Origin of the sequence: Alcaligenes nematophilus (assembly GCF_026344155.1) — a bacterium.
GTDB lineage: Bacteria > Pseudomonadota > Gammaproteobacteria > Burkholderiales > Burkholderiaceae_B > Alcaligenes > Alcaligenes phenolicus.
Genome location: NZ_JAPKMZ010000001.1, coordinates 897863 through 913024, shown reverse-complemented (window position 1 = coordinate 913024; position 15162 = coordinate 897863). Strand labels below are relative to the sequence as shown.

Below are 15162 nucleotides of genomic sequence, written 5' to 3'. Positions count from 1 at the left end.
GGGCCCGGTGCACTCAATCTCATTTTCAACACGTTAGGGCACCTCGGTCCTAACGCAAGTCTTAGAGGCTAAATAAAATGGCAGTTGCAGATATCAAAAAAGTCGATATCGTTTCCGAGTTTCAGCGTAAACAAGGCGATACAGGCTCCCCAGAAGTGCAAGTGGCTTTGCTGACCGCTCGCATCAACGAATTGACCGGCCACTTCAAGGCTCACAACAAAGATCACCACTCCCGTCGTGGTCTGTTGCGCATGGTTAGCCGTCGTCGCAAATTGCTGGATTACCTGAAAGGTCGTAATCCAGACGCTTACCGTGCTTTGATCGAAAAACTCGGTCTGCGTAAGTGATACCGGGGCTGGCTCCCCGCTAAACAACCGTGCATTCGGCGAACTGGTTTCGCTGTGTGCACGGTTTTTTTATTGTAAGGATTCTCCTAATGTTCAATAAAGTCACCAAGTCTTTCCAGTACGGCGAGCATACCGTCGTTCTGGAAACCGGCGAAATCGCACGTCAGGCGTCAGGTGCCGTGCTGGTTTCGATTGAAGACACTGTTGTGTTGGCCACTGTTGTTGGCAAAAGCGAAGCGAAAGCGGGTCAGGACTTTTTCCCTCTGACCGTTGATTACGTCGAAAAAACATACTCCGCTGGCAAGATCCCTGGTGGTTTCTTCAAACGTGAAGGCCGTCAATCCGAGCGCGAGATCCTGATCTCCCGCCTGATCGACCGCCCACTGCGTCCTCTGTTTCCTGAAGGCTTCTACAACGAAGTTCAGGTCATCATTCACACGGTATCGGTCAACCCTGAAATTGATCCTGATATCGCTGCCATGATCGGCGCCTCGGCTGCCCTGGCTATTTCCGGCATTCCTTTCAACGGTCCTGTGGGCGCTGCCCGTGTGGGTTACGTTGATGGTCAGTACGTGCTGAACCCATCCGCTACTCAGCTGAAATCTTCGGCTCTGGATCTGGTTGTGGCTGGTACCGAGCAGGCTGTGCTGATGGTTGAGTCCGAAGCCAAGCAATTGTCCGAAGAAGTCATGCTGGGTGGTGTGGTGTTTGCTCACGAGCAAATGCAAGCAGCCATCAACTGCATTCACGAACTGGTTGAAGAAGCTGGCAAGCCCGAGTGGGATTGGCAGCCTGCTGCTGTTAACGAAAGCCTGTTGGCTGCGGTAACCGCTGCTGCTGAAGAAGGTCTGACACAGGCCTACCAGACTCGCGAAAAACAAGCTCGTACCGAGCAAGTGCGCGCTGTCTACGCTCAAGTTAAAGAAACGGTCAAGGCTCAAGCTGAAGCCGCCGGTCAGGATCAGCCTGATATGGTCGCCGTCGAAAACATGATGTTCGACCTGGAAAGCAAGATTGTGCGTTCGCGCATCTTGAGCGGCGAATCCCGTATTGACGGTCGCGATACCCGCACCGTTCGTCCTATCAGCATTCGTCTGGGCGTTCTGCCCCGTGCTCACGGTAGCGCCTTGTTCACACGTGGCGAAACTCAGGCCTTGGTGGTCACCACTCTGGGTACCAAGCAAGACGAGCAGATCATTGATTCGATCATGGGCGAGTACCGCGATCGCTTCATGATGCACTACAACATGCCTCCATTCGCCACTGGCGAAGCTGGCCGTTTCGGCGCTCCCAAGCGTCGTGAAATCGGTCACGGTCGTCTGGCCAAGCGTGCTTTGACTCCCTTGCTGCCAGCCGCTGAAGACTTCCAGTACTCCATCCGCGTGGTGTCCGAGATCACTGAATCCAACGGTTCCTCCTCCATGGCATCTGTGTGTGGTGGCTCCCTGTCCATGATGGACGCTGGTGTGCCTGTGCAGGATCACGTGGCTGGTGTGGCTATGGGTCTGATCAAGGAAGGCAACAAGTTTGCTGTGCTGACCGACATTCTGGGTGATGAAGATCACCTGGGCGATATGGACTTCAAGGTTGCCGGTACCGAGAAAGGTATTACTGCTTTGCAGATGGACATCAAGATCCAGGGCATCACCAAGGAAATCATGCAGGTTGCATTGGCTCAGGCTCACGAAGGCCGTATGCACATCCTGGGCAAGATGAAAGAGTCCATCGACGGTTCCCGTACCGAGATGTCCGAATTTGCACCTCGCATGCTGACCGTGAAGATCAACCCCGAGAAGATTCGTGACGTGATTGGTAAGGGTGGTGCAACCATCCGTGCCCTGACCGAAGAAACCGGTACACAGATCGATATTTCGGATGACGGCACCATCACGATCGCCAGTGCTGATCTGGACAAGGCCCGCGAAGCCGAGCGCCGTATTAAGGAACTGACCGCTGAAGTGGAAGTGGGTCAGGAATACGAAGGTCCTGTGATGCGTTTGCTGGACTTTGGCGCGATTGTGCAAGTGCTGCCAGGCCGTGACGGCTTGCTGCACATCTCCGAGATTGCCAACTACCGTATCGCCAACATCAATGACGTGCTGAAAGTGGGGCAGGTTGTTAAGGTCAAGGTCATCGAAGCTGACGAGAAAGGTCGTCTGCGTCTGTCGATCAAGGCTATCGGCGGTATCGAAGCTCAAGGCGGCCCAGCTGCTCCTGCTGCTTCCTGATAGCGCTTGCAGTCTGCTTGAAGAAAAACCCGCTGAAAGGCGGGTTTTTTGCGTTTGGCATTGCCCAGGGTTGGAGGGGGCTGGTTTGAATGCGCCATGTTTAAACGTTGTACATTCTGGCTAAAGCCTTGGTCTTCGTACTTTAGAGGAAATCTATCGTGGGTTTTAGTAGTGCTTGTCTTGGGTTTGCAGGGCTTTATTAAGCGCTGTCTGAATGTCGAGATCATAAAATCCATAAACAGAGAGTGATGCGATGTCATGCTGATCCAAGTTTGAGTTGTCGCTTGGGTGGGTACTGGCCGAGCATGATCAAAAGCTGAGGCAGGAGACAGTCAATGATGGGGATAAACAGGCTATTCAGGTGCTTGTGTGCTGTGATGCTAGTTGGGTCTACGGGGAGCGTTGGCGCTAATGAAGTCGCTGATACGATCTTTCTGGACGCGAAGATCTATACCGCTAATGCCAATTCACCTGATGCCGAGGCGATGGCCGTGAGCCAGGGCCGAATTCTGGCCATAGGCAAGAGCGAACAGATCTTGCACTATCAGGGAGCGAACACTCGCATGCTAAGCCTTGAGGGTCGACGCGTTATGCCTGGCCTGATTGATGCGCACTCCCACGCTATTTTTGCGGGCCTGGCTGCCTTGGCGCCAAACCTGGAGGATCAAGAGCTCAGTCCGCTTGAACTCGCTCAGCAATTGCAAACCTGGCTGGTGGAAAAAGAGTCCGGACCAGATGTGCCTATGGTGGTGTTTGGGGTGAATCCAGCGGTGTGGTCTGCGCCCGAGTCATTGAGCGATTTGCTGGATGCTGGGGCTTGGCAGCATCAGGCTGTGTTGCTGATGGGGGCTGACTATCATACGGCCTGGGCGAATCAGGCAATGCGTGAAAAGGCGGGAATTGACGCTGCTTACGTGCAGTCATTGCCTGCGAAGTCTCAACACACCATCGGTGTGGCCAGTAATGGACAGCCTGATGGGGTGTTGGTGGATGCTGGCCTGGATAAGGTAACGGTGATCTTGCCCAAACCAGCTGAAAAGCAGCTACTGGCAGCTGCAAAAATCGCTGTTGAAACCAATAATCGCTATGGCATTACGGCCTGGATGGATCCGGCGGCCAACGCCGGGCCGGGGGAGGCGTTGTTTTCTCGATCTCTTGGCAGTGTTGGAGAGGGCATATTGCCGGCTTACCGGGTTTTATCAGAAGCGGGTTTATTAACTGCTCATGTTGCTGCCTTGCTGGTGGCCAGTCCGGAGAGTGATGCTGCGGATCTGGAGCGGCTTGATAGTGTCCGAAAGCGCTTTGCGCACATCCCTAACCTGAGTTTGCCGGGTATCAAGGTGTTTGCTGATGGGGTGTTGGAGTATCCGGCTCAAAGCGCAGCCTTGCTGGGCCGCTATGAAAACTCTGGCAAGCAGGGCGAGCTGCTGCTGGAGCAGCACAAGATGACGCAGCTGGTTGATGCTATTGATCAGCGTGGCTGGCTGGTGCATATCCACGCCTTGGGTGACAGAGCAGTGCGTGTATCTTTGGATGCTATTGAGTCGGCGCGCAAAAAGCGTAGCAGTGGTGTACCGCATTCCATTACGCATCTGCAGTTGGTAAGCCCGGCTGATTATCCCCGCTTTAAACAGCTCGATGTGATGGCTGTCATGCAGTTGCACTGGGCCGAGCTTGATAACTATCTGCTTGATCTGGTCAAGCCTTATATTCCTGATTCGGAGTTTCAGGGTCAGTATCCAGCTCGATCGCTGCAGCAGCATGGAGCGGTGATTGTGGGTGCTAGTGATTGGCCTATTTCTACGGCGAATCCGTGGGAAGCCATGCATCATGCAATGACACGCTCTGGGCCGGGTGGCGGTTTGAATGCAGGCGAGCGTATGGATAAAGATAGTATGTTTAGGGCCTATACCATCAACGCGGCCAGGGCTATCCGAATGGAGAGGGAAATTGGCTCTCTGGAGGTGGGTAAGCAGGCAGACTTTATTATGCTGGATCGCGATGTGCTGGAGGTAGATGTAGAGGCTTTGAAGGACACTCAGGTTCTGGCGACTTACTTTGCCGGTCGGCAGGTCTACGGCGCAGCTCCGTAGAAGGAGCCTGGCAGTGTTTTTCTGATTGACAGGGTTTGAACAGGCAGTGTGTATGCCGTATACGGCTTATATAGAGGCAGATGGTTACTGCCCCATTCGATGGTTGGTGAAACAAAAAAGCCCACTATGCGTAGTGGGCTTTTTGTCGCCTGGTTTTTGCTGCAAAACCAACGCAGGTTCGGGCAAATTCAAGGCTTATGTATCAGTGCAGACCGCTTCAGGTCTATGGTGCATCCAGCCGGAATCGAACCGGCACGATCAAAGATCGAGGGATTTTAAGTCCCTTGCGTCTACCAATTCCGCCATGGATGCAGCGGGAGATGATGGCGGAAGCGGTGAGATTCGAACTCACGGATGGGTTACCCCATCGCCGGTTTTCAAGACCGGTCCATTCAACCGCTCTGGCACGCTTCCTGTCTGTCGGGCTTTTCTTCCTGACAAGTCACATGCGCAAAAAAGCACGGAGGCCAGGAAAGCCTTAAAGTGTAACGTATAAATTTGCCAGCGTCATCGAAATAATCTGTTTTCATGGCTGGAATAGGGCGTTGATGCCAGTGCCTGTGATAGATTGCAGCAGGTAAGGCGGCTGCTTATGGTTTGTACTTGCAGCCGCGCTGGAAAAATAGTCTAGATATCAGGGAGTAGGTATGCGAGCTGTTGAAATTACCGAGTTTGGAAAGCCGGAAGTGTTGCAAGTGGGCGAGCGCCCCATGCCACAAACAGGTCCGGGTGAAGTGCTGGTCAAGGTGCTGGCGGCGGGCGTGAACCGTCCGGACGTCTTGCAACGAGCAGGCGCTTACCCGCCGCCGGCTGGTGCCTCTGATATTCCCGGCCTGGAACTGGCCGGTGAAATCGTATCGGGCGATGTGCAGGGCAGTGAGTTCAAGATTGGGGATCAGGTCTGTGCGTTGGTCACTGGTGGTGGCTATGCCGAATATTGTGTGGTGCCAGTACAGCAATGCTTGCCTATTCCTGCGGGTTTCAGCTTGCTGGAGGCGGCGGGGCTGCCAGAAACTTTCTTCACTGTCTGGAGCAATGTGTTCGACCGTGGTCAGTTGAGCAAGGGTGAAACCCTGCTGGTTCATGGTGGTGCAAGCGGAATTGGAACAACAGCGATTCAGCTGGCGGTGGCTTTGGGGCATACGGTATATGCCACGGCAGGCAGTGATGAGCGCGTGGAGGCCATTAATCGCTTGGGCGGGATCGGCATCAACTATAAAACCGAGGTTTACGAAGACGTCATCAAAAGCAAAACAGGCGGCCGTGGCGTTGATGTGATTCTGGATATGGTCTCTGGCGACTACATCAACCGGGATTTGACGTGTCTGGCTGATGACGGTCGTATCGTCATTATTGCTTTGCTGGGTGGGGTGAAGGCCACGATTAATTGTGGGGAGATCCTGCGTCGTCGCCTGACTATTACCGGCTCAACCTTGCGGTCCCGCTCTGTCGAGTTCAAGGCGCAACTGGCGCAGGCTCTGAAAGAGCGTGTCTGGCCTTTGCTGGAAGCAGGGCAGGTACGTCCCTTGATTCATGCCACTTTCCCCTTGGAAAAGGCGAGCGAAGCGCATGCCATGATGGAGGCGGGTGAGCAGGTGGGCAAGATCATTCTTGTTCCATAAAAGCAGCAAGGGTGGCGCAGCCACCCTTTTTCTTGCTGTTCTGAAACGAATTTTCTGTCAAATATGCGCGAAACGGATTAGCACGCGCTACAATAGCCGGTTAGCTGCGCCTTGATTGTGGGCGTTGGTGTAACTTTTTGACTGGCATCAAGGGAGCAATGAGCGTACATTCTTCGCGTAAACGACTGGTTGCGGGTAATTGGAAATTAAATGGCTCGCTTGATGGCAACAGCCGTCTGCTGCAAGAACTGCTCGTTCAGCCTGGTGCGCAGGCAGATTGTGATGTGCTTGTATGCGTTCCTTATGTGTATTTGCCTCAGGTGGCAGGTATCTTGAAAGATTCGACCATAGCGGTCGGCGCTCAAGATGTCAGTGTCCACGCCAAGGGTGCATACACGGGGGAAATCTCGGCGGCAATGCTGGCTGATATCGGCTGTCGCTGGGTGATTGTCGGGCATTCCGAGCGCCGTCAGTATCACCAGGAAAGTAGCGCTCAGGTTGCCGCCAAAGTTGTTGCGGCACTGGATGCGGGCTTGACGCCCATTGTCTGTATTGGCGAGCAGTTGGCCGATCGTGAGGCGGGGCAGGAAACCTGTGTGGTGCAAGATCAGCTTGAACCCATCAAAGCTCTTGGGGCTGAAGTGGTATCCAAACTGGTCCTGGCGTATGAGCCAGTTTGGGCTATTGGTACGGGCCTGACTGCAACGCCGGAGCAAGCGCAGCAAATGCATCAACAGATTCGTGCCTATATGGAGTCGGATCAGTTGCGTATTTTGTACGGTGGCAGCGTGAAGGCAGATAATGCCGCCGAGCTGTTTGCCATGCCGGATATTGATGGTGCCTTGGTGGGTGGTGCATCTTTGGATGCGCAAGAATTTTTACGTATTGTGGCCGCTTAAAGGGTCTGGAGTCTTTAAATGCAAGATTGGATGTCTTCCGTTCTGATGGCGGTGCAGGTTATCTCCTCGCTGTTGATTATTGGTCTGGTTCTGCTGCAGCAAGGCAAGGGCGCTGATATGGGCTCGGCCTTTGGTGGCGGCTCGGCAGGGAGTGTGTTTGGTGCGGCAGGTGCGGCGAACTTTTTGTCGCGCATGACCAAATGGGCGGCAATCGTCTTTTTTGTGTCCACCGGTGGCTTGGCTTGGGTTGCTCACCATCCTGCGCAGAAAGTGGATGTGGGCGTGATGCAAGGTTACGAATCGTCTGTTCCTGGCGCAGCTCCATCGGGTGCAGCTTCGGTTCCGGCCCCTGACGCTTCTGTGCCAGCTGCTGTACCTTCAGCAACTCCTGAGCAAAGCGCTCCTGCGGTTCCTGCTGCTGAGTAAGTTCGATCTGCTTGGGGATTCAATGCTGCTCTATATATAGAAGACAGCAAGGATCAAAAGCAGGATCGGAAAATACGATATCAAAGCCCGCCCTAATGGCGGGCTTTATTCATTTGGCTGTGTTTGTGTGGAATATGCCTGCGTACGTGCTTTTTTAGGCGTTTTAGGCTGTTTTGTACTGACAGCTTTACTTTTGTCATGCTAATATCGCTGTCTTGATTGCTTGCCGACGTGGTGGAATTGGTAGACACGCTATCTTGAGGGGGTAGTGGCGAAAGCTGTACGAGTTCGAGTCTCGTCGTCGGCACCAAACAAAAAAGTTAAAAAGTTCTGCGATTGCGGAGCCTGGAAATAAAACCTGATCCTGGCAAGGGCAGGTTTTTTTTTCGCCAATTTTTGGGTGTTTTGCCTTCTTGTGTAAGTTGCTTGCGTTGTGATTTCCGGAATCCGTTCTTGATTGCCAGGAAAGTGATTGAACCGGGTCAGTGCATGCTGAATCCTATGTTGGTGTTAGCTCTCATAATGTGAGAATTTATCAGGTGAATTGAGTAGCCAGCTTTGGCGCTCGATAGGCTGGGGTCGGCGATCTTGTCTTTTTCGGTGCCGATTTCATTTTTTGCCTTGTTTGCAGAAAACCAGCATTGGCAACCGATTGCTCGGATCACTTAAAGCAAGTTCTTAAGAAGATTCCGGCTTTAGCCTGCTAATTGTCGTGCTTGCTCAAGGCGGCATGGAAAGCGGCTTCAAGTGGGTTTTTGTTGTGTATAGCCAACAAGCTGTGCACAAAGATTCACGTTTCCGAAGGGTTTCGTAGTCAAGCGACGGGAATTTTGATGCAATAGCGTTAACTTCCCATCGCGGAGTTAGAAAGAGCAGCAGCACTGTTGTAGTTGGGCTGCTCTGATTTACTCAAATCTACGGAGATTTCTTACATGAAAAAGACTCTGCTCGCTGCTGCTCTGATGGCCGGCTTCGCTGGCGTCGCACACGCAGAAACGTCTGTCACCCTGTACGGTATTCTGGACGCTGGTATTGGTTACCAAAAAGTTAAAGGTTCCGAAGGCTACGTTACCAGCGGCCCACAAACTGAAATCAACTCCAAGCGCACTGGTTTGATCAACGGTATTCAGTCCGGCAACCGCTGGGGCCTGAAAGGTTCCGAAGATCTGGGTGATGGCCTGCGCGCTGTGTTCGTTCTGGAAAGCGGCTTTGATCTGGGTACCGGTAACTCCAAGCAGGGCGACCGTTTGTTTGGTCGTCAAGCCACTCTGGGTCTGGCTGGCGACAGCTGGGGTCAACTGGACTTCGGTCGTCAAACCAACATCGCTTCCAAGTACCTGAGCGCTGTTGCTGATCCTTTCGGCGGTGGTTTTGATCAAGCTAACATCGGTGGTGCTTTCACAGCCGCTAACACCGTTCGTTACGACAACATGGTCATGTACCAAACCCCTAATTTCTCCGGTTTCCAGTTCGGCGTTGGTTATTCTTTCAATGCTGATGGTGACCAATCTTGGGATAAAGATCTGCCGTTGGTAAACGCTGCTGGTACTACAATTGGTACAGCTAACAACAAGGACTTCAATAACCAAGCTATTACTGCTGGCTTGCGCTACGCTAACGGCCCTGTCGGTGTGGCTGTGACGTATGACCAGATGCGTAAGCGTGGTTTGAACCCAGCTACCACCAGCACTGGTGCTGCCGCTGCTACTTACATTGATGCCGAGGATACTACGGTTAAATCGTGGAATATCGGTGGTAGCTACGACTTCGAAGTTGTCAAGGCTTACTTGGCGTTCGGTCAAACTCGTAACGGTCTGTTCGAAGGTCAGACTTTTGGTGAGTTGAAGGCTCCTTCTCTGTTGGGTAAGGGTCTGAAAGTTAACTCCTACCTGGTTGGCCTGTCTGCTCCCGTTGGTGCTGGCACCGTGATGGGTTCTTGGACTATGGCTGATCCAGACAAGGCCCCTGATTCGTTCTACAACACCTACGCTAACGATTCTTGGGAAATGAAGAAGCAGCACACTTTCAGCCTGGGTTACAGCCACCCACTGAGCAAGCGCACGAACGTGTACGCAATTGGCTCCTACGTCAAGAACGTGTACTTCATGCCTGATGCTAAGTCGACTCTGATCGGCGTTGGTCTGCGTCACCAGTTCTAATCGTTTTGCGTAGCATGTCTACGCATCGCGATGAGCAAGTCTTCGGGCTTGCTTGAGCTGAAGAAGTATAAAAAGCCATCCTTCGGGATGGCTTTTTTATTGCTCGCTATTTGGGGTGTTCAGGTCAGTCTGTTTGGATTGCGGCTCTTGGGCTGTTTTGAAACTGTTGCTTCTAGGGCTGTTGGTATGTGCTTCTCCTCGCTCTTGTGGTTTTGTGTGTGCAGCTCTGTTGAACGAGGTGGTGTTGTGGTCCTCTGTGCTTGGCGTCCGAAGCGGTTGTGAGTAGTGCTTGTCTATCTACTGTTCCGACTGCTCGGTCTTGTTTGCCTTGCTTACAAAATAAGCGCGAAAAATCGTTGTCTTGGCTGTTGTGGCTGACATTTTCCTTACAAAAGCGGGTAAGATAATTAATCAGCGCTTGAAAATGCAACCCTTAATAAAGTAAATAATCAATAGTTGAAGGGTTTTTGGTCAGGTAGCTGACAGTTTTTGCGGCATGGGTGCAACACCCGTGCATAGATGTAATGGTTTGGGGTTATCCCCCAAAACTGTGCTCTCAAAATGCTACAATCCAAGAGTTTATTTACTGCGATTGGATGCTTTGCATGAACCTGCAAGAGTACTTTCCCGTTTTGCTATTTATCATCGTCGCCACTGGGATTGGCCTGGCTCTACTTTTAGTCGGTCGAGTGCTCGGTCCAAACCGGCCCGATGCTGAAAAGCTCTCTCCTTACGAATGCGGTTTTGAAGCATTCGGCGATTCGCGCATGAAGGTGGACATTCGTTACTACCTGATCGCGATTCTGTTCATCATGTTCGATCTGGAAATCGCTTTTCTGTTTCCCTGGGCCATGGCCAATGGAACAGTAGGCCTGGTCGGTTTCTGGACCGTTATGGCGTTCCTGGCCGTTTTGACGGTCGGTTTTATCTACGAATGGAAAAAAGGCGCTCTGGACTGGGAGTAAACCCATCCATAGAGAACCCTGCTAGGGGTTTTCGCGTCTGCTGCTGGGCATAAGGGGCACGAGGATGCGTCTTGATGACAGCGGGTTTGGTCAGCAACAGGATAGGCCGGGGCTTCCCAGGGTCTGATCCGGCAAAAGGCAACTACTATGGCTATCGACGGCATTCTCAAAGAAGGTTTTGTGACGACCAGTGCAGACAAGTTTCTGAACTGGGCAAAAACAGGGTCCATGTGGCCCATGACATTTGGTCTGGCCTGTTGTGCAGTGGAAATGATGCACGCTGGTGCAGCTCGTTATGACCTGGACCAATTCGGCATTATTTTCCGTCCCAGCCCACGTCAATCTGACTTGATGATTGTGGCGGGCACCCTGTGCAACAAGATGGCACCCGCCTTGCGTAAGGTGTACGACCAGATGGCCGAGCCACGCTGGGTCGTCTCCATGGGCTCCTGTGCCAACGGTGGCGGTTACTACCACTACTCCTACTCGGTCGTTCGCGGCTGTGATCGCATCGTGCCGGTAGATGTGTACGTGCCAGGCTGCCCTCCGACTGCTGAGGCTTTGGTTTACGGCTTGCTGCAAATGCAGAACAAGATCCGTTTGACCAATACCATCGCACGCTGAACGGTTAGAACAGGCTAAACAAGACTATGACACGGCTAGAAACTTTAAAAACCAACTTGCTCTCTATCCTTGGCGAGCAGGCTGCGTTGACGCAAGCGCGCAATGAACTCACTTTGGAAGTGCCCGCTGATGCATGGGTCGACACTTGCACATTGCTTCGCGACCACGCTGATCTGCGCTTTGAGACCTGTATCGACTTGTGCGGGATTGATTATTCCGCCTGGAAAGCGCCCACCTATCAGGCTGCATCGGCTCAGTTCCCCCATCGCTTTGCCGTTGTACTGCACCTGATGTCCTTGAAGCACAACTGGCGCCTGCGTGTGCGCTGCTTTGTGCCCAACGACGATTTCCCCGCGTTGCCAACCCTGTTCGAGGTCTGGCCGTCGGTGAACTGGTTCGAACGCGAGGCGTTTGACCTGTACGGCATTATTTTCGAGAACCACCCTGATCTGCGTCGCATCCTGACCGACTATGGTTTCATCGGTCATCCGTTCCGCAAAGACTTCCCCATCTCCGGCTACGTCGAAATGCGCTATGACACCGAGCAGAAGCGGGTCATTTACCAGCCCGTCACCATCGAGCCGCGTGAAATCACGCCACGAGTGGTGCGCGAGGACGATTACGGAATTGGGCGATAAGCATCATGGCAGAAATTCAAAACTACACCCTGAACTTTGGTCCTCAGCACCCAGCCGCACACGGTGTGTTGCGTTTGGTGCTTGAGCTGGACGGCGAAGTCATTCAGCGTGCTGACCCCCATATTGGTCTGTTGCATCGCGCCACCGAAAAGCTGGCCGAGCACCGCACTTTCCTGCAAACCCTGCCATACATGGATCGTCTGGACTATGTGTCCATGATGGTCAACGAGCACGCTTACTGTATGGCCGTGGAGCGTCTGGTCGGTGTTGAGGTGCCGTTGCGTGCTCAATACATCCGCGTCATGTTTGACGAGATCACCCGCATCCTGAACCACCTGATGTCGGTCGGTTCGCATGCGCTGGACGTGGGTGCCATGGCCGTGTTCCTGTACGCCTTCCGTGAACGTGAAGACCTGATGGACTGCTACGAAGCGGTCTCCGGCGCCCGTTTGCACGCGGCCTACTACCGTCCTGGTGGCGTTTACCGCGATCTGCCCGGCACCATGCCTCAGTACAAGGCCAACAAATACCGCTCCGACAAAGAACTGAAAGCCATGAACGAAGCGCGTTCGGGTTCTTTGCTGGATTTCATCGAAGACTTCACCAACCGTTTCCCCGCTTGTGTCGACGAATACGAAACCCTGCTGACCGATAACCGTATCTGGAAGCAGCGTTTGGTGGGCGTGGGCGTGGTTGATCCCGATCGCGCCAAGGCGTTGGGCTTTACCGGCCCCATGCTGCGTGGTTCGGGCGTGGAGTGGGATCTGCGCAAGATGCAGCCCTACGAAGTCTATGATCGCGTCGAATTTGATATTCCTGTGGGTCGCAACGGTGACTCTTACGACCGTTACCTGGTTCGTATCGCAGAAATGCGCGAGAGCAACCGCATCATCCGTCAGTGTGTACAGTGGCTGCGTAACAACCCCGGTCCTGTCATCACGGATAACCACAAAGTGGCGCCGCCATCGCGCGAACGCATGAAAACCGGGATGGAGGACTTGATCCACCATTTCAAACTGTTCTCCGAAGGTATGCATGTGCCTACTGGCGAAGTGTATGCCGGTGTGGAGCATCCCAAGGGCGAGTTTGGCATTTATCTGGTATCTGACGGCGGTAACAAGCCTTACCGCATGAAGATCCGTGCTCCGGGCTTCGTCCACTTGCAGGCCCTCGATGAAATGAGCCGCGGTCACATGATTGCCGACGCGGTCACGATCATCGGCACGCAGGACATTGTGTTTGGCGAGATCGACCGCTAAGGTCGCGCCTGGAAAAACGGAACCGAATTATGTTGCTTTCCGAAAAAGCCTACCAACAGATAGATAAGGAACTGAGCAAGTTCCCGGCAGATCAACGTCGCTCTGCCATCATGGCCTCCCTGGCCATTGCCCAGCAGGAAAAAGGCTGGGTATCGCCAGAAATTATCGAGGATGTGGCCCAATACATTGGCGTGGAGCCTATCGCTGTGCAGGAGGTTGCGACCTTCTACAACATGTTCCACACCAAGCCCGTTGGCCGCGTCACCATTTCCGTTTGCACCAACTTGCCCTGTGCGCTGCGTGATGGCGTCAAGGCTGGCGAGTACCTGAAAGAGAAACTGGGTATCGAATACGGTGAAACCACGGCGGACGGCCAGTTCTCCCTGATCATGGGAGAGTGCATGGGTTCATGTGGTGATTCGCCCGTCATGCTGCTGAACAATCAGCACATGTGCGTGCGCATGGAAGCCGAGCGCATTGATGCCATGCTCGAAGAATTGAAGACACACGGAGAATCGGCATGATTGCACCGGACATTCTGCGCAAGTTCGCACAGGGATTGGAACCTAACCCTGGTGGCGACCTGTCGCGCAGCATGATTTTTCATGATCGTCATATTCAGCCACAGATTCTGGCTGGTTTGAACGGCGATAACTGGGGCCTGGAAGAGTACGTCAAGCGTGGTGGCTATGAAGCTCTGCGTAAAGTACTGACTACCGGCATGAAGCCCGAAGACGTGATTGCTGAAGTCAAGACTTCGGCCTTGCGCGGTCGTGGTGGTGCAGGTTTTCCATCGGGTTTGAAGTGGAGCTTCATGCCCCGCAGCTTGCCCGGTCAAAAGTACCTGGTATGTAACTCCGACGAGGGCGAACCCGGCACTTTCAAAGACCGCGATATCCTGCGTTTCAACCCGCACATCGTGATCGAAGGCATGGCCATTGCAGCCTACGCCATGGGTATTACCGTGGGCTACAACTACATCCACGGTGAAGTGTTCGAAATCTATCAGCGTTTTGAAGAAGCGCTGGAGCAGGCCCGTGCGGCTGGCTTTCTGGGTGACAAGATCCTGGGTTCGGATTTCAGCTTCCAGCTGCATGCGTTCCACGGTTACGGTGCCTATATTTGCGGTGAAGAAACTGCGCTGCTGGAGTCCCTGGAAGGCAAGAAGGGCCAGCCTCGCTTCAAACCACCATTCCCGGCCAGTTTTGGTCTGTACGGCAAGCCGACAACCATCAACAATACCGAAACCTTCGCGGCTGTACCCTGGATTTTGCGCAACAGCGGTCAGGAATACCTGGAAGTGGGTATCCCCAATGCGGGCGGTACCAAGATCTTCTCCATTACTGGCGACGTAGAGCGTCCCGGTAACTACGAAGTGCCTCTGGGTACACCGTTTGCCACCTTGCTGGAATTGGCAGGCGGCATGCGCGACGGTCGCAAACTGAAAGCTGTGATCCCTGGTGGTTCCAGCTCGCCCGTTTTGCCCGCCGACATCATCATGGCGACCAACCTGGACTATGACTCCATTGCCAAGGCTGGTTCCATGCTGGGTTCGGGCGCTGTCATCGTGATGGACGAGACTCGTTGCATGGTCAAGTCCCTGCTGCGCCTGTCCTATTTTTACTATCACGAAAGCTGCGGCCAGTGCACGCCGTGCCGGGAAGGCACAGGCTGGTTGTGGCGCATGGTGCATCGTATCGAGAACGGTCAAGGTCGCCCAGAAGATCTGGACATGCTCGATGACATCGCACAGAACATCATGGGTCGCACCATTTGCGCCCTGGGTGATGCTGCTGCCATGCCGGTGCGCAGTTTCGTTAAGCATTTCCGCGACGAGTTCGCACACCACATCGAGCATAAAGGCTGTGTGGTGCCTCAATATTTGTAGGCCAGGACAACGTA

General features: G+C 53.5%; 13 protein-coding genes and 3 tRNA genes. 14 read left to right on the top strand and 2 right to left on the bottom strand.

The annotated features are described in order from the left end of the window. Window positions 1-77 precede the first annotated feature (77 nt). The 3 genes from rpsO to OSH04_RS04315 all read left to right on the top strand — a co-directional run bounded on the left by rpsO (window position 78) and on the right by OSH04_RS04315 (window position 4668). A complete protein-coding gene (rpsO, locus tag OSH04_RS04325) occupies window positions 78-347 on the top strand; it encodes a 30S ribosomal protein S15 (protein WP_003801068.1) in 270 nt (89 codons plus the stop codon). An 89-nt stretch (window positions 348-436) separates the two neighbouring features. Further along, window positions 437-2575 (top strand): polyribonucleotide nucleotidyltransferase, encoded by a 2139-nt coding sequence (gene pnp, locus OSH04_RS04320; protein WP_035272454.1) that lies wholly within the window; start codon window positions 437-439, stop codon window positions 2573-2575. 377 nt (window positions 2576-2952) lie between these two features. Beyond that, on the top strand, window positions 2953-4668 hold the full coding sequence (locus tag OSH04_RS04315) for an amidohydrolase (RefSeq protein WP_266107988.1): 1716 nt from the start codon (window positions 2953-2955) through the stop codon (window positions 4666-4668). Between the two features lie 226 nt (window positions 4669-4894). On the opposite strand, the gene OSH04_RS04310 is transcribed toward OSH04_RS04315, so the two are convergent. Both OSH04_RS04310 and OSH04_RS04305 read right to left on the bottom strand, forming a co-directional pair. Next, window positions 4895-4980 (bottom strand) — tRNA-Leu (locus OSH04_RS04310). A 12-nt stretch (window positions 4981-4992) separates the two neighbouring features. Then, window positions 4993-5082, bottom strand: a tRNA-Ser gene (locus OSH04_RS04305). A gap of 233 nt (window positions 5083-5315) precedes the next feature. Between OSH04_RS04305 and OSH04_RS04300 the strand changes: the two genes are divergently transcribed. From OSH04_RS04300 to nuoF, 11 genes are all read left to right on the top strand, one after another. Beyond that, window positions 5316-6290: an NAD(P)H-quinone oxidoreductase gene (locus tag OSH04_RS04300; RefSeq protein WP_035272457.1), complete on the top strand. Its 975-nt coding sequence runs from the start codon at window positions 5316-5318 to the stop codon at window positions 6288-6290. A 158-nt stretch (window positions 6291-6448) separates the two neighbouring features. Further along, on the top strand, window positions 6449-7189 hold the full coding sequence (tpiA, locus tag OSH04_RS04295; protein WP_060186464.1) for a triose-phosphate isomerase: 741 nt from the start codon (window positions 6449-6451) through the stop codon (window positions 7187-7189). Window positions 7190-7207: 18 nt separating this feature from the next. Then, on the top strand, window positions 7208-7615 hold the full coding sequence (gene secG, locus OSH04_RS04290; protein WP_266107987.1) for a preprotein translocase subunit SecG: 408 nt from the start codon (window positions 7208-7210) through the stop codon (window positions 7613-7615). 225 nt (window positions 7616-7840) lie between these two features. Then, a tRNA-Leu gene (locus OSH04_RS04285) sits at window positions 7841-7925 on the top strand. Between the two features lie 622 nt (window positions 7926-8547). Then, window positions 8548-9774 (top strand): porin, encoded by a 1227-nt coding sequence (locus tag OSH04_RS04280; RefSeq protein ID WP_266107986.1) that lies wholly within the window; start codon window positions 8548-8550, stop codon window positions 9772-9774. A 605-nt stretch (window positions 9775-10379) separates the two neighbouring features. Next, the gene (locus OSH04_RS04275) at window positions 10380-10739 is read left to right on the top strand and encodes an NADH-quinone oxidoreductase subunit A (protein ID WP_003801061.1); all 360 of its coding nucleotides are present in this window, start codon (window positions 10380-10382) and stop codon (window positions 10737-10739) included. Between the two features lie 147 nt (window positions 10740-10886). Continuing rightward, the gene (locus OSH04_RS04270) at window positions 10887-11363 is read left to right on the top strand and encodes a NuoB/complex I 20 kDa subunit family protein (RefSeq protein WP_003801059.1); all 477 of its coding nucleotides are present in this window, start codon (window positions 10887-10889) and stop codon (window positions 11361-11363) included. Between the two features lie 26 nt (window positions 11364-11389). Next, window positions 11390-12001 carry an NADH-quinone oxidoreductase subunit C gene (locus tag OSH04_RS04265; RefSeq protein WP_009456690.1) on the top strand — a complete coding sequence of 204 codons (612 nt, stop codon included), beginning with the start codon at window positions 11390-11392 and terminating at the stop codon, window positions 11999-12001. A gap of 5 nt (window positions 12002-12006) precedes the next feature. Continuing rightward, window positions 12007-13260: an NADH-quinone oxidoreductase subunit D gene (locus tag OSH04_RS04260; protein ID WP_003801056.1), complete on the top strand. Its 1254-nt coding sequence runs from the start codon at window positions 12007-12009 to the stop codon at window positions 13258-13260. A gap of 29 nt (window positions 13261-13289) precedes the next feature. Then, the gene (gene nuoE, locus OSH04_RS04255) at window positions 13290-13784 is read left to right on the top strand and encodes an NADH-quinone oxidoreductase subunit NuoE (protein WP_026483139.1); all 495 of its coding nucleotides are present in this window, start codon (window positions 13290-13292) and stop codon (window positions 13782-13784) included. Next, window positions 13781-15148: an NADH-quinone oxidoreductase subunit NuoF gene (gene nuoF, locus OSH04_RS04250; protein WP_009456684.1), complete on the top strand. Its 1368-nt coding sequence runs from the start codon at window positions 13781-13783 to the stop codon at window positions 15146-15148. Before nuoE ends, nuoF begins: the two co-directional genes overlap by 4 nt. Window positions 15149-15162: the final 14 nt, after the last annotated feature.

Excerpts from the sequence above, each read along its gene's own strand:
- rpsO (WP_003801068.1), top strand. The coding sequence starts at position 78 with ATGGCAGTTGCAGATATCAAAAAAGTCGATATCGTTTCCGAGTTTCAG.
- pnp (WP_035272454.1), top strand. The coding sequence starts at position 437 with ATGTTCAATAAAGTCACCAAGTCTTTCCAGTACGGCGAGCATACCGTC.
- OSH04_RS04315 (WP_266107988.1), top strand. The coding sequence starts at position 2,953 with ATGCTAGTTGGGTCTACGGGGAGCGTTGGCGCTAATGAAGTCGCTGAT.
- OSH04_RS04300 (WP_035272457.1), top strand. The coding sequence starts at position 5,316 with ATGCGAGCTGTTGAAATTACCGAGTTTGGAAAGCCGGAAGTGTTGCAA.
- tpiA (WP_060186464.1), top strand. The coding sequence starts at position 6,449 with ATGAGCGTACATTCTTCGCGTAAACGACTGGTTGCGGGTAATTGGAAA.
- secG (WP_266107987.1), top strand. The coding sequence starts at position 7,208 with ATGCAAGATTGGATGTCTTCCGTTCTGATGGCGGTGCAGGTTATCTCC.
- OSH04_RS04280 (WP_266107986.1), top strand. The coding sequence starts at position 8,548 with ATGAAAAAGACTCTGCTCGCTGCTGCTCTGATGGCCGGCTTCGCTGGC.
- OSH04_RS04275 (WP_003801061.1), top strand. The coding sequence starts at position 10,380 with ATGAACCTGCAAGAGTACTTTCCCGTTTTGCTATTTATCATCGTCGCC.
- OSH04_RS04270 (WP_003801059.1), top strand. The coding sequence starts at position 10,887 with ATGGCTATCGACGGCATTCTCAAAGAAGGTTTTGTGACGACCAGTGCA.
- OSH04_RS04265 (WP_009456690.1), top strand. The coding sequence starts at position 11,390 with ATGACACGGCTAGAAACTTTAAAAACCAACTTGCTCTCTATCCTTGGC.
- OSH04_RS04260 (WP_003801056.1), top strand. The coding sequence starts at position 12,007 with ATGGCAGAAATTCAAAACTACACCCTGAACTTTGGTCCTCAGCACCCA.
- nuoE (WP_026483139.1), top strand. The coding sequence starts at position 13,290 with ATGTTGCTTTCCGAAAAAGCCTACCAACAGATAGATAAGGAACTGAGC.
- nuoF (WP_009456684.1), top strand. The coding sequence starts at position 13,781 with ATGATTGCACCGGACATTCTGCGCAAGTTCGCACAGGGATTGGAACCT.